Here is a 13,507-nt window from a genome sequence, read left to right on the forward strand (position 1 = left end):
CCCGAGTACTGACCGCAGTCGCGGTGCGGGATGTTGTAGAGGACCAACAGGGCGTCCCGGTCGGCCTTCTCCGCGGCCTCGGTGAAGCCGCGCGCCTGCTCCTCCGCGTTCTCCGGGACGATCCATTCGGCGACCGGCTGCTCGGCGATCTGCCGGATCAGCTCCGCGTCGTCCTTCTTGCCGTCCTTCTCGTACGAGGCGACCTGCTTGGCCGCGTTGCCGTCCGGGTTGACCCAGTACGGGTCGGTGCCCTTGGGCTGCTGCTTCACCGGCTGTCCCGACGACTCGTTGTCCTTGCCGGAGTCATCGGAGGAGCACCCCGACAGCAGCAGCGCAGCCCCCGCAAGCGCCGCCGCAGCCTTCACCCCCCTGGCCGCGAATCCATGTCCGCGGCCGGTGCCTTTGTGGTACATCCACTCCCCCTTGGGTGCACTGTCCGATTCTCAATCCTGACATACGCACTCCCTGCCCACGAGGCCCGCCCGTCCGCTGCCGGGACCTGTTGGAGACCTGTTACAGCGCGGCGCCAGAGGGTAGGCGCAGGCTGCGGGGTGACCCTCTTGGGAGGAGATCATGCGGGACCACACCTCAGAACTACGGCTGGCTGAAGTCCTGGTGGAAGCCTCGGACACACTCGCCGACGACTTCGATCCCGAGCTCTACCTCAGCCGCGTCGCCGGCCACTGCGTCGAACTGCTCGACGCGACCGCGGCCGGGGTACTGGTCGACGGCGACCACCTGCCCGCCATCGTCGCGAGCGGTCACCCCCAGCCGCTCGCCCTCGACCTGCTCAAGACCCAGCAGGGCGGCGGCCCGTGCGTGGACAGCCTCGGTACGGGGCGGGCCGTACCGCCCGTCCGGCTCACCACCGCCGAATCGGCGCGCCGCTGGCCCGAGTTCACGGCGCGGGCCCGGGCGCACGGCATCGGGGCGACCTACGCGGTTCCGCTGCGGCAGCGCGAGACAACGCTGGGCGCGCTCAACCTCTTTGTGGCCGACGCGTCCCACGGCGGCGCCGCGGACGGTGAGTTGCGCCTTGCTCAGGCGATCGCCGACATGGCCGCGGTCGGCCTGCGCAACCACCGCACTTACACGGAGTATCGAACGCTCAGCACCCAGCTCCAATCGGCCCTGACCAGCCGTATTCGAATTGAACAGGCCAAAGGCATACTCGCCGAGCGCTGGCACACCTCAGTGGACCAAGCCTTTGCCGCTTTGCGACGGTACGCACGTCGAGAACAGCTGGTCATGGAGGTGGTCGCCACTTCGGTGATCGAAGGCTCGCTCGACGACGCGGCGCTGCGCGCCGAATGGTCCGAACCTTCCGGGGAAGCACCCTGACGTCCGCCGCCACCTGCGATGATCACAGAGGGGAAGCGTGATGCAACATGGCGTCAATCCACCTCTAGGCTCCTGAGCTCATCCGTTCTAAAGTCGTTTCCAACGGCCCAAGCCCCCGGCCGGACCGACCCGTTCCGCACCATCGGAACGGCCACCGAGCCTCCCGCGCCGGCGCCGGGTTACTCCCGCAGCTCGTGCGCGCGCGGTCGAGGACCAGCCCGGTCGACGGCTCCGGGGGGAGCGGGCCGCCGACCGGGCCAGGTTGTTCTCGTACGCATGGCCTGGCTACGTCCTGGTGCCGGTGAGGTAGGCGGACACCACCACGTTCGCCGAATACGTCCTGGTCGCCCGGTCGAAGGTGCCACCGCAGGTGATGAGCCGGAGCTCGGCGCGGCCGTCCTCATGGGGGCCGTACGCCTTCTTCGCGTCGAAGCGGTCGCGGCTGAGCACCTGGACGTCGTCCACGGTGAACTCGGCGACCGAGCCGTCGTCGCGGGTCACCCTGATCTTCTCGCCGGGGCGCACGGCGCTGAGGTCGTAGAAGACCGCGGGGCGCGTCTCGGTGTCGACGTGGCCGACGAACAGGGAGGTGCCCGCCGCACCGGGGCGCGTCCCGCCGCCGTACCAGCCGACCGTGCCCGACTGCTCGAAGGGCGGCGGGTCGATCGCACCGTCCCGGTCGAGGCCGCGGGCCACCACGGGCGCGCGCACGTCGAGCGAGGGCACATCGACCCGCTGCGGTTTCGCGGGGGCCAACGGCTCGTGCGCGTCCGGGAGTTGGACACCGAAGGGGCGACCGACCGCCGCGACGTCGCCGGTCGTGGGGCCCGAGTGGCCGCCGCCGTCCGTGATCTCGCTGCCCCACAGCCAGAGCCCGACGAGCAGCATCGCCCAGGCGACGCCGGTGAGGAGCCCGCTGGTGCCGGAGGGACGTTCACCGCCGGACATGGCGTTCGGCGCCCGTCACTCGGAGCGGCGCCGGCGGCGGACGCTGCGGAACGCCACCGCCACGGCCGCGACCCCGGCGAGGACCAGGCCGATCACCGCGTGCAGGGTGCCGGGTCCCTCCTCCTCGGCGGTGACGGCCAGCTGCGCGCTGCCGCCGCCGCCCGCGCGGACCGGCGCCTCGGGGACATGGTTCTGCTGCCCGACCTGCACGGTGCCGACGCCCTGGTGGGGGTGGCCGTCGCAGATGACGGTGACGTCGTACGCACCGCCGATGTCGTTCTTGATCATGGCCGAGCCGTTGAGGGAGTACTTGTCGCCGTCACGCCCGGTGAGCTTGGCCTCCCCGGTGAACGCCCCGGAGCTGGCGGCCCCCGTCGTCCCCCCACAGCCCGTGACGCTGACCTCCACCCGGCTGCCGGGCTCGGCGCTGGACGGCGTGATCGTGGCGTGCACTCTGCCCTGGTCATGGGCGTAGGCGGGGGCCGCGGCGGCGACGAGAGCGGCCGCCGCGGCTATGCCACGCAAGGTGAGCAAGCCTCTACGCATCGTAAACCTCCTCATACGAGGTTCACGCGCAGAGCCCCACCTCGCATCTCGATGCGAGGCAAACGGGTGGGCGGGCGGGAAAAATTCGCCGCGAAGCGGCGCTCAGATCCGCTCAACAAGATCAGCGATGGAATCAACAACATTGGAAGGCTGGAACGGATGCCGATCAATATCGGCACGGGAGGTCAGCCCAGTAAGCACCAGGAACGTCTCCATCCCCGCTTCCAGTCCGGCAAGGACATCCGTGTCCATGCGGTCACCGATCATCGCGCTGGTCTCCGAGTGCGCCCCGATGGCATTCAACCCGGTCCGCATCATCAGCGGATTCGGCTTCCCCGCGAAGTACGGATTCTTCCCCGTCGCCTTGGTGATCAGCGCCGCGACGGCGCCGGTCGCCGGCAGCGGCCCCTCCGTGGAGGGCCCGGTCTCGTCGGGGTTGGTGCAGATGAACCGCGCCCCGCCGTTGATGAGCCGTACGGCCTTGGTCATGGCCTCGAAGGAGTATGTGCGGGTCTCGCCGAGCACCACGTAGTCCGGGTCGTGGTCGGTCAGGACGTACCCGATGTCGTGCAGCGCGGTGGTGAGCCCCGCCTCGCCGATGACGTACGCCGTGCCGCCGGGCCGCTGGTCCTCCAGGAACTTGGCGGTGGCGAGCGCGGAGGTCCAGATGTTCTCGACCGGGACCTCGAGGCCCATCCGGGTCAGCCGGGCCTGGAGGTCGCGCGCGGTGTAGATGGAGTTGTTCGTGAGGACGAGGAAGGGCTTGCCCGACTCCCGGAGCTTCTTGATGAACGCGTCGGCGCCAGGGATCGGAACGCCCTCGTGGATGAGCACGCCGTCCATGTCGGTGAGCCACGATTCGATGGGCTTGCGCTCTGCCATGGGGTGCACTCCTGCGGTCTGCGATATGCGGGTTGACTGAGGGGCGCCGGGACGGCGCTGTGCCGACGCCCCCCAGCCTAATCAGGAAGCCTTGATCTTGACCCCGTCGATCACCCAGTACCAGTTGTTGCCCCCGGTGTAGCGGAAGCGGACCTGAGCCTTTCGCGCGCCGGCCGGCACATCGAGCCGGACGTTCTCGACCACGGAGGGCGTGTCCGCCGTGTACGTCTTCACCGTGACCGGGGCGCCTCCGTCGTACGAGACCAGGACCTCGCCCTTCTGCGGGGCCTCCTGGCGGTAGTACGTCGTGTACGTGAGCGTGGCGGGGCGGCCGCCCGTCACGTCGTACGCGGGGCTGATCAGTGTCGAGTCGAAGGTGCCCGAGAAGGTCTTGTCGGACCACTCGTCGCCGTCGGCGACCGCGAAGACGCCGCGGGCCCGGATGTTGAGCTCGCGCTGCTGGTCGCGCTCGGCCTTCGTCCAGAATTCATCTGTCGTGAAGGACCAGCCGCGCCACTCGGTGATGCCGCCGGTGCCCATCCTGGAGTTGTCGACGCTCCAGCCGCTCGGCGGCGTGTGCGTGAAGCCGATGACGCCGGAGCCGATGCCGCCCTCGTCGACCGGGCCCGTCAGCTTGGCCCGCAGGGCGTCGAAGTCGTCCGGCGTGGTCTCCTTGATCGGGCGGCCGTCCAGGCCCCAGGCCGGGTCGATCGCCACGCCCAGGTGGGCGAGCGCGCTCGCGGCGATGTCCGGCATGCGTACGTCGTGACGGACCGAACCCGCGGCGACCGTGGAGCCGGTGGCGATCATGAACGTCTGGCGCTCCGGCCAGCTGGAGCCGCCGTGGCCGCCCGGGTCGGTGTGCCCGTGGTCGGCGGTGATCATGATGAGCCAGTCCTCGTCGCCGTACGTGGCGCGGGACTTGACGGCGTCGACGATCTGGCCGACCTGGGTGTCGGCGCCGTGGATCGCGTCGAGGTAGGCCTGGCTCGCGGCGCCGCTGTCGTGGCCCGCGTGGTCGATGTTGTCGAGCTGGACGAAGACGGCGTCGGGGTTGCCGCTCTTGACCTCGGCGACGGCGCGGCTCGTGGTGCCCGCGTCGTACTCGGCGGACGGCGTGGAGACCCGGGTGTCGACCTTCGCGGAGAAGATGATGTCGGTGATCGGGTTCCAGGACGAGACGGCGTACGTCCGCAGCGCGGGCTTGGCGGCCTCGATGCGGGTCATGAAGTCCGGGTACTTGGCGAGCTGGTGGCCGGTGAAGTCGTTGTTGAGCACCTTGTGCTTGTCGGGCCAGACGCCGGTGATGAGCGTCGACCAGCCGGGGCCCGACGAGGTGGGGGCGAGCGGGTTGGCGTAGATGGCGCTGGGGGCGGTGAGGCCGGCGGACATCAGAGCCTTGAGAGCGGGCGCTTCGGCGTCCTTGATTCTGTTGAGCAGGGCGCCGTCCAGGCCTATGACCAGGACCTTCGGGGTTTTGGCTGCCGCGTGGGCGACGGCGGACAGGGGGCCTGCGGCAGCGGCGAGCGCGGCGGTGGAGACGAGGAACGAGCGGCGGGACATACGGGGCGACACGTGGTCCTCCAGTCGGAAGGGGGCGGGAGCGCAGACCAACGCCCCCGGAGAACCAGGGGCGTTGGGTCCATACCCGTTATCTTTTCGCTACCGAACGGCCGGGAACAGAGGTGCGGCGGTGAACTCTCGTGATTCCAGGTGAACTTGAGGTCAGCTGCCGGTGGCCGCCTTCCAGTCCTCCACGTACGTCTGGAGGTTCTCGGAGATGTCCGCCCAGTCCGGCTCGAAGACCTCGACACCGTCGACGATCTTGTCGAGCGCGACCGCGTTGGCGTCGGTGGCCTTGATGTCCTTGCGCGCCGCGAAGCCGCCGCCGATCTCGCTGACCTGCTGCTGCGCCTTCTGGCTGAGCAGGTAGTCGAGGAACTTCTTCGCGTTGGCGCTGTGCGGGGCCTTGTCGACCAGGCCGGCCGCGTAGGGCAGAGCAAAGGTGGTGCGCTTGCCGCCCTCCTTGGCCGGGAACCAGATGCCCAGGTTCGGCATGTCCTTGGACTGCGCGTAGTTCATCTGGACATCGCCGTTGGCGGCGAGCAGCTCGCCCTTGTCGACCTTCGGCGCGAGCTTGCCGGTGGAGGCGGAGGGGCCGACGTTGTTCGTCTGGAGCTTCTTCAGGTAATCCATGGCGGGCTTCTTGCCGCCGAAGTCGTGCATCGCCTTGATGAGCACGGCGGTGCCGTCACCCGCGACGCCGGGCGTGGAGTACTGGACCTTGTCCTTGTACGAGGAGCCGGTGAGGTCCTCCCAGGTCTTGGGCGCCTTGCCGCCGCCGAGCTCCTTCTTGTTGTAGATGAAGCCGAAGTAGTTGTTCACGACGGAGGTCCACTTGCCGTCGGCTGCCTTGTCGGCGCCGTCGACCTCCTCCGAACCCTTGGGCTTGTAGGCCTGCAACAGGCCCTTCTCGTCGGCCTGCTGGATGAACGGCGGCAGCGTGATGATGACGTCGGCCTGCGTGTTGGACTTCTCGCGGACGGCGCGCTGCACCATCTCGCCGGAGCCGCCCTCGACGTAGTTCACCTTGATGCCGGTCTTCTTCTCGAAGTCCTTGAAGACCTGGTCGTACCAGCCGTCGCCGTTCTCGCCCTTGAGGCCGTCGGCGCTGTAGACGGTGACTTCCTTGGCGTCGGACGCGGAGGAGTCGCCGCCGCACGCGGTGAGCGATCCGGCGAGTACGAGGCTGCCGGAGACGGCGGCGAACGTTCTGATGCGCGTGGCGTGACGGGACATGACGTTTCCTGCTCCTTGAAGAACCATGAAGGAACGTGCAGAACCTTGCGGGGACGGACAGTTCGGGGACGGGCAGTTCGGGAACGGACGGTTCGGGAACGGACGGTTCAGCGATAGGAGGCGCGGGTGCGGATGCGCGAGACGGCGAAGAGCACGAGCAGCGTCGCCGCCATCAGGACCACCGCGACGGCCGCTCCGGTGAAGAGGGAGCCGCGGTCGGTGGCCGCGTAGATCTGCACGGGGAGCGGCATCCAGTCCGGCGGGTAGAGCATCATCGTGGCGCTCAACTCGCCCATGGAGAGCGCGAAGCAGAGCCCGGCGGCCGCGTTCAGGGACGGCAGCAGGAGGGGCAGCTTCACCTTCCACAGGACGTACGAGGGCCGGGCACCGAGCGATGCGGCGGCCTGTTCGTACGCCGGGTCGAGACGCACGATGGCAGCCGAAACCGACTGGTAGGCGAACGCCGTGACAAGAATCGTGTGCGCGAGGATCACGATCCAGCGTGTGCCGTTGAGGATCATCGGCGGCTTGCTGAACGCGACGAGGATCGCGAGGCCGACGACGACGGACGGCACGGCGACGGGCAGCACGAAGAGCGTGTCGAGCACCCTCTTGCCGCCCTTCTTCAGCGAGGCGGCGGCGAGCGCGGCCCAGGCCCCGACGGTCAGCGCGAGCAGGCTCGCGCCGACGGCGGTGAGCAGGCTGGTGGTGAGCGCCTCGAGGGATTCCCCGCGGGTGGCCGACTCGTAGTGCTCGGCCGTGAAGCCGGACGGGAAGGCCCCCGACCAGTGCGAGGAGAACGACGCGGCGAGGATGACGAGCAGCGGCAACGCGAAGAGCGGCAGAAAGAAGACGAAGAAGAGAACCCAGGTGGCCCATTTCCCCTTGCGGCTATGCACCAACACGACGGCTCACCACCCGGTAGAGGCTGTAAAGGCCCACGGAGATCGCGATGTTGACCACGGCGACGACACAGGCCGCCGGATAGTCGGATTCGAGAATGGCCTTGCTGTAGACGAGCATCGGCAGGGTCGTCACACCCTTCGCCCCGGTGAAGAGGACGATCCCGAACTCGTTCAGACACATGACGAGTACGAGGCTGCCGCCGGCGGCGAGGGCGGGCAGCGCCTCGGGCAGGATGACCCGCCGGACGATACGGGCGGGCTTGGCGCCCAGGCTGGAGGCGACCTCGATCTGCGCGGTGTCGATCTGCGAGAACGCGGCGAGCAGCGGGCGCATCACGAAGGGCGTGAAGTAGGTGATCTCGGCGAGGAGAACACCCCAGGGCGTGGTGAGGAACTGGAACGGCCCGTCCGCAGCCCCCGTCGCATCCGTCCATATCCCGTTGGCCATGCCCTTGGTGCCGTAGATGAGCAGCAGGGCGAGGGTGATGAGGAAGGACGGAAAGGAGAGAAAGACGTCGATGAACTTCGCGACGGCCTTTCCTCCCGGGAACGGCACGAAAGCAATGACGAGCGCGAGCGCGAACCCGAGCACCAGACACCCCACGGTCGACCCCACGGCCAGCCACACGGTGGTCCCGAGCGCTTCCCGAAACGCCTCGGATGCGAACACATCGGAGTAGGGCCGGAGAGAGGTCCCGCCGGTGTCGGGCTGCACGGACTGCTGGACGACGAGGGCGATGGGGTAGAGAAAGAAGACCCCGAGCAGCGCGATGGGGGGCAGGGCCCACATAAACGCGGGCAGCTTTCGCCCCCGACCCTCCCGCCCGGGTTCCCCGCCCTGCGCCGTCCGCCCCGGCTGTGGGCAGGCGTTCCGCACGGCGGAACGGGTGGGCACAGCCTTCACTGCCGGGTCACTCTTCACGAGGCGCGCACCGAAGCTAGCCATCGGTCACCCCCGCACCCAGCAACACCGCGTCCTCGGGGGCGAAATGCAGGGTCACCGAATCACCGAGGCGAGGCGGATCCCGCAGCTCCCGCAGATCCGCCTTCACCCGCTGCCCGCCGACCTCCACGTACAACCGATGCGTCGCCCCCCGCCACTGCACCTCGGCAACACTGCCCGTAAGAGCGTTGGGCCCATCCCCAAGACCGACCAGATGCGGCCGCACGCACAACGTGGCAGCCGCCCCCACCACCGCCTCCCCCGTATCGACCTTCAGCGACGCCCCCGCAAAGGAGACACCCCCGTCGGCGACACTCACCGGCAGCAGATTCGCATTCCCCACAAAGGACGCCGTGAACTCACTCCGAGGCGCCCGGTAAAGCTCCTGCGGAGTCCCGCAGTCCTGCAGCCGCGCCCGGTCCATGACGGCGATCCGGTCGGCCAGCGTCAAGGCCTCCACCTGGTCATGGGTGACGTACAAAATGGAGACGTCGGGCAACTCCCGGTGCAATCGGGCGAGTTCCGCCAGCATCCCCGACCGCAACTGCGCGTCAAGCGCCGAAAGCGGCTCGTCGAGCAACAGCACCCCCGGCCGAATGGCCAGCGCCCGCGCGATGGCGACCCGCTGCTGCTGCCCTCCGGACAGCTCGCGCGGAAACCGCTTCGCGTACGCCCCCATGCCCGTCATTTCCAGCGCATCGGCGACCCGCCCGGGAATCCCGGACTTGGCCACCTTCTGCGCCTTCATGCCGAAGGCGACGTTGTCCTCGACCCGCATGTGCGGAAAGAGCGCGTACTGCTGGACGACCATTCCGATGCCCCGCCGGTGCGGCGGCAGAGCGGTGACATCGCGCTCGCCGATGAACACCCGCCCGGACACGGGCTTCACGAACCCGGCCACGGCCCGCAGCGCGGTCGTCTTGCCGGATCCCGAAGGCCCGAGCAGGGCCATGACCTCGCCGGGCTCGACGGTCAGGTCGAGCGAGTCGAGGACGGTGTTCTTGCCATAGGCGACCGAGACATGATCGAAGCGGATACCGCTGCGTGCGGGGGTGCTGTCACTCATGCGTCAACACCCCTGAGTATCCCGGGGAGTTCGGCGACGGAACCGAGCACGTGTGTGGCGCCGGCCGCACGCAGCGCCGCGTCGTCGTGCGCCCCGGTGAGCACGCCCGCGACGACCGTGGCCCCCGCGCGGACGCCGCTCATCATGTCGTACGCCGTGTCGCCCGCGACGGCGATCTGCCGGACGCCGTCCACCGCCCCCGTCCGCAGGAACGCGCTCAGGACCATGTCCGGCCAGGGCCGCCCGCGACCGCCCGCGTCGGCGGGGCACAGGGTCAGCTCGACCAGGTCACGCCAGCCCAGCGCATCCAGGATGGCGTCCTGGGTGACGCGGGCGAAGCCGGTGGTCAGGACGACGGTCCGCCCCTCCCCCTGCAGCTCCTCGATGGCTTCCCTGGCCCCGGCGACCGGCGCGATGCGCCCGCCGTCCACCAGTTCCCCGTACGCCTTCTCGAAGGCCACGTTGGCGCGCTGGGCGAGGGCTTCCGCGCCGAACAGGTGCCGGAAGACGGAGATCTTGGACTCGCCCATGGTGGCGCGCACATAGTCGAGCTTCGCGGTGTGGTCGGCCGATCCCGGCTGCACGCCGAGTTCCTGCGCGGCGACGGCGAAGGCCTGCTCGACCAGGCCTCCGTCGGCGACGGTGGTCCCGGCCATGTCCAGCACGACCAGACCCATGCTCTTCGCGGTCAATTCACTCACCATCCCAGCTCGTCGGCGGTCTTCTCGGCGATCGCGGGCGAGCAGGTCATGCCGCGCCCGCCGGGCCCGGTGACCAGCCACACGCCGTCGCGCACCTGCTGGCGGTGGACGACACGGCTCGTGTCGACGCACTGCGCGTACACCCCGGCCCAGCGCCGCTCGATCTTCGGCAGCGGCCGCCCGAGGAAGCCCTCGACGACCTCGGTGAGGTGGTCGTAGGGGTCTTCGAGGGTGTCGAAGGCGAAGGGGTGCTCGTACTCGTGGGTGTCGCCGATGGTCAGGCCGCCGTCCTTGCGCTGCACCATGAGCAGCTGCATCTTGTGCGCGGCGGCGGTCGGGGCCTGCGCCTGCCCGGCGTTGAGCGCGTCGAGGGCGTCCGACTTGTACGCCGGGTAGTAGCGGAAGCTGTCCGCGTCGGCGACGGAGGTGGTGAGCGCCTCGCCGAGGGGCTCCGTCTGCATCATCTGCAGGCGCACGCGGCGCACGGGCAGATCCGGTCCCGCCAGCTCGCGCACGAGCCCGCCGAGCCAGGCCCCGGTGGCGAGCACGACGACATCACCGGTGTGTACGTCACCGTGGTCGTCCCGCACCGCGCTCTCACCGACGACCTCGCGGACCTCACGCCCCGGCAGGAAGGTGTAACGCGGGTTCGCCAACAGGGCTTCCCGCAGCCGGAGTTGAGCCGTGCGCGGCTCCACGGCGGCGTCCCGCTCGCACCACAGGGCGGAGCTGAACTCGCCGCGCAGGGCGGGGTTGAGGTCGCGGGCCTCGTCGGCGGTCAGCAGCTTGTAGCCGCGCTCGGCCGCGTCGGGGCGGGCCAGCGCGGCCTGCGCGACGGCATGCTCGCGTTCGTTGCGTACGAGGGTGAGGGAGCCGTTGGCCCGGAAGCCGAGTCCCGGCACGCGCTCGCCGATGCCCTGCCACAACTCACGTGCCCGCAGCGCCGTTTCGAGCTCCTCGCCGCCGGCGCGGCCGCTCACCCATATCTGCCCGAAGTTGCGCAGCGAGGCTCCTCGGGCCTCGGTCTCTCGCTCGATCTGTACGACCTCGTGGCCGCGTTCCACTGCGTGCCAGGCGTGCATGGTTCCCACCACGCCGGCTCCTACGACGATGACTCTCACGACGGCAACGCTCCTGGGGACGGGTGACCCGCACGGGGCCGGACGGCAACGGGACGGTGAACGGCCACCCAAGGTTGGCCTAGACCCGTTACGTTCTCGTTATCGTCGTGGATCGATCGCGGTTCGGGGAGGGGAGGTTCAGCCGTTGTCGCTGTCGCTGTCGCCGCGGCCGCCCAGGTGGGTGGTGAAGGAGAAGCGGTCGCCCCGGTAGAGCGTGCGCACCCGCTCCAGCGGATGGCCGGAGGTGTCCCGTGACACGCGGTGGATCAGCAGCATCGGGAGCGCGGGCGGCGTACCGATGAGCAGCGCCTCGCGAGGCGTGGCAAGCACCGTCTCGATGCGCTCGTCGGCGTCCCCGAAGGAGATGCCGAGCCGATCGCGCAGATAGGCGTAGAAGGAAGAGTCCGGCTCGAAGTCACGGTCGAGGTCGGGAACGCGGGCCACGGACACATACGTACTCTCGAGCCCGACCCGTTCGTCGTCGGCGAGCAGCACACGCTCCATGTGCCAGACGGGCTCCCCCTGCTTCACGCCGATCTCCGCGGCGAGGGGCCCGGGGGCGGGGAAACGGTCGAGTGAGATGAGATTTCGCCCAGGTGTACGCCCCTGCCTGCGCACCCCTTCGGTGTAGCTGGCCAGGGAGAGCGGCTGCTCCAGCTTGGGCCCGGCGACGACGGTGCCCCGCCCCTGCCTGCGCAGCCGCCCTTCGAGCAGCAGCTCACGCAGCGCCTGGCGCACGGTCTCCCGGGCGACTTCGTACCGCACGGCCAGATCCCGCTCGGTCGGCAGCGTCTGCCCGTCCCCCAACTCCTCTATCAGGGCGGCGATCCTGGCCTTGACGGCGTAGTACTTCGGGATGCGGCCATGCTCGGGGATACCGGAGCGGATGGGCGCTCCGGGGGCCTGATCGAGCAGGTGGGCGGGCGGGTGCGGGGAGTTCGGGTTGTTCACGGAGGGATGTTCGCAGACGTCGGTGAACTGGAGGGTGAACGGCGGGTGCGGGGCCTTCGCGGGGCGTCGACCGGGCCCCGTCAGGGGCGCGGGGCTGTGACATGTGCGGCTCCGCCGCGTGGGCGCGACCAGTCACGGACGGCCTCATGACGACAAGCAGGCCCCAGTCACCGGGTCGGTCGAACCACCCGTCAACGCCTCCTGCCGGCGAGGATTCGCCGCGCCCCCACCGTCAAGCCCCAGCCGCAGGCGAACAGCGCCGCGGCAATGGCGCCGACACGGAGCAGCGTGCCCGGCCCGGTGGCGGCAAGCTCATCCGCGTACGAGAACCCGTCACCGGCGGACGCCTCGCCCTCACGACCACCGCCATCGCCACCCGCGGTGGTGTCGCCGCCGCCCCCGTCCCGACCCCCCTCGCCGGCCTCCTCCTCGCTGATGGCGAACGCGTAGTCCCGCGACTCCCCCACCCAGTCACCGTCATCGTCCCGCCGCTGAACAATCGCGGCGGAGGCCACGGCGCGCTCGGAGCGGGCGTCGGAGGTGAAGGACAGCCGCACCTTGACGCTGAGCCGCTTCCCCGCCCCGACCGTGAACCCGGCAAAGCCACCCTTGCCTCCGGCACCGAAGACGCCGACGTTCTCGTCCCGGTCGGTCCGCTCGAACCGCACGGGCCGCCACCGTGTGCCGTCGTGGAAGTCCAGCTGAATCTGCCGGGGCCGCAGCTGACGCTCCTGGTCGACGATGACGACTACGGGGTGGATGTTCCCGCAGGTGCCGCGTGTGGTGTTGGCCAGTTCGACGGTCAAGCCGCGGAAGCCGCCGCCGGATTCATAGGCGCCGGGGCCGCCCCCGATCTGCGTATCGATGGGAAATTCCCCGTGGACGGCGGAGGCGCAGGTCGGCCGCGGAACCTGGCCCTGAGGTCTCCCCGCCGCCTCCACGCCTGCTGCCGCCCCCGCCACCAACGCGGCGGCAGCGGCTGCGGTGACGCCGGATGCGAGGTGGCGGCGGAGTCGCATAGGGGCCTTTGCTGAGCACGGATCGGGCGGGCGGAAGCCACTGGCCATGGGCCGAAACCCTGCCACGCGGGCCCGTCCGCCCCCGCCCCCGCCACAGCCCCATGCGCCCGAGTGGCGGCGCCAACTCCCCTGATTCAGCGGATCTTCGGTCAAGTCGGATTGGCGCAGAATTCAGCGGCCCGTAAGGGGCGCGGGGAACTGCGCCCCGTAAGGGGCGCGGGGCGGTGAGAGGTTCGGCGCCCCCCCCCCGGGGGGCCCCCCCCAGCTAGCGCAAACCCCAACAAG

At 69.8% G+C, this 13,507-nt stretch carries 14 protein-coding genes; 1 reads left to right on the top strand and 13 read right to left on the bottom strand.

Translation table 11 applies throughout. From position 1 onward, the window contains the following. A partial coding sequence (locus ACFWY6_RS36805; RefSeq protein WP_384699955.1) for a glycoside hydrolase family 6 protein occupies positions 1-413 on the bottom strand: 413 nt, incomplete at its 3' end. Positions 414-573: 160 nt separating this feature from the next. Between ACFWY6_RS36805 and ACFWY6_RS36810 the strand changes: the two genes are divergently transcribed. Further along, positions 574-1,341 (top strand): ANTAR domain-containing protein, encoded by a 768-nt coding sequence (locus ACFWY6_RS36810; protein WP_384699957.1) that lies wholly within the window; start codon positions 574-576, stop codon positions 1,339-1,341. Between the two features lie 285 nt (positions 1,342-1,626). Here ACFWY6_RS36810 and ACFWY6_RS36815 read toward each other — a convergent pair whose 3' ends face one another. From ACFWY6_RS36815 to ACFWY6_RS36870, 12 genes are all read right to left on the bottom strand, one after another. Then, the gene (locus tag ACFWY6_RS36815) at positions 1,627-2,289 is read right to left on the bottom strand and encodes a class F sortase (RefSeq protein ID WP_384699959.1); all 663 of its coding nucleotides are present in this window, start codon (positions 2,287-2,289) and stop codon (positions 1,627-1,629) included. Positions 2,290-2,304: 15 nt separating this feature from the next. Continuing rightward, on the bottom strand, positions 2,305-2,835 hold the full coding sequence (locus ACFWY6_RS36820; RefSeq protein WP_384699961.1) for a hypothetical protein: 531 nt from the start codon (positions 2,833-2,835) through the stop codon (positions 2,305-2,307). Between the two features lie 102 nt (positions 2,836-2,937). Next, complete coding sequence (locus ACFWY6_RS36825) at positions 2,938-3,717, bottom strand: HAD-IIA family hydrolase (RefSeq protein WP_266866608.1); 780 nt, start codon at positions 3,715-3,717, stop codon at positions 2,938-2,940. An 81-nt stretch (positions 3,718-3,798) separates the two neighbouring features. Then, positions 3,799-5,280 (bottom strand): alkaline phosphatase family protein, encoded by a 1,482-nt coding sequence (locus tag ACFWY6_RS36830; protein WP_384699977.1) that lies wholly within the window; start codon positions 5,278-5,280, stop codon positions 3,799-3,801. Positions 5,281-5,442: 162 nt separating this feature from the next. Then, on the bottom strand, positions 5,443-6,516 hold the full coding sequence (locus tag ACFWY6_RS36835; protein WP_384699963.1) for a 2-aminoethylphosphonate ABC transporter substrate-binding protein: 1,074 nt from the start codon (positions 6,514-6,516) through the stop codon (positions 5,443-5,445). 107 nt (positions 6,517-6,623) lie between these two features. Next, entirely contained in the window at positions 6,624-7,421 is a 798-nt protein-coding gene (locus ACFWY6_RS36840; protein WP_384699965.1) for an ABC transporter permease, read from the bottom strand. Then, on the bottom strand, positions 7,408-8,211 hold the full coding sequence (locus tag ACFWY6_RS36845) for a 2-aminoethylphosphonate ABC transporter permease subunit (RefSeq protein WP_384699967.1): 804 nt from the start codon (positions 8,209-8,211) through the stop codon (positions 7,408-7,410). Before ACFWY6_RS36845 ends, ACFWY6_RS36840 begins: the two co-directional genes overlap by 14 nt. A 148-nt stretch (positions 8,212-8,359) precedes the next feature. Further along, entirely contained in the window at positions 8,360-9,430 is a 1,071-nt protein-coding gene (locus tag ACFWY6_RS36850; RefSeq protein ID WP_384699969.1) for an ABC transporter ATP-binding protein, read from the bottom strand. Beyond that, entirely contained in the window at positions 9,427-10,107 is a 681-nt protein-coding gene (locus tag ACFWY6_RS36855) for an HAD family hydrolase (protein ID WP_384699979.1), read from the bottom strand. Before ACFWY6_RS36855 ends, ACFWY6_RS36850 begins: the two co-directional genes overlap by 4 nt. A 20-nt stretch (positions 10,108-10,127) precedes the next feature. After that, positions 10,128-11,252: a TIGR03364 family FAD-dependent oxidoreductase gene (locus ACFWY6_RS36860; protein WP_384699971.1), complete on the bottom strand. Its 1,125-nt coding sequence runs from the start codon at positions 11,250-11,252 to the stop codon at positions 10,128-10,130. Positions 11,253-11,390: 138 nt separating this feature from the next. Then, positions 11,391-12,203 (bottom strand): GntR family transcriptional regulator, encoded by an 813-nt coding sequence (locus tag ACFWY6_RS36865; RefSeq protein ID WP_384699973.1) that lies wholly within the window; start codon positions 12,201-12,203, stop codon positions 11,391-11,393. 191 nt (positions 12,204-12,394) lie between these two features. Next, on the bottom strand, positions 12,395-13,222 hold the full coding sequence (locus ACFWY6_RS36870; protein WP_384699975.1) for a hypothetical protein: 828 nt from the start codon (positions 13,220-13,222) through the stop codon (positions 12,395-12,397). Between the last annotated feature and the right edge of the window lie 285 nt (positions 13,223-13,507).

The organism is Streptomyces sp. NPDC059037 (genome assembly GCF_042740015.1).
In the GTDB taxonomy this organism is placed as follows: Bacteria; Actinomycetota; Actinomycetes; order Streptomycetales; family Streptomycetaceae; genus Streptomyces.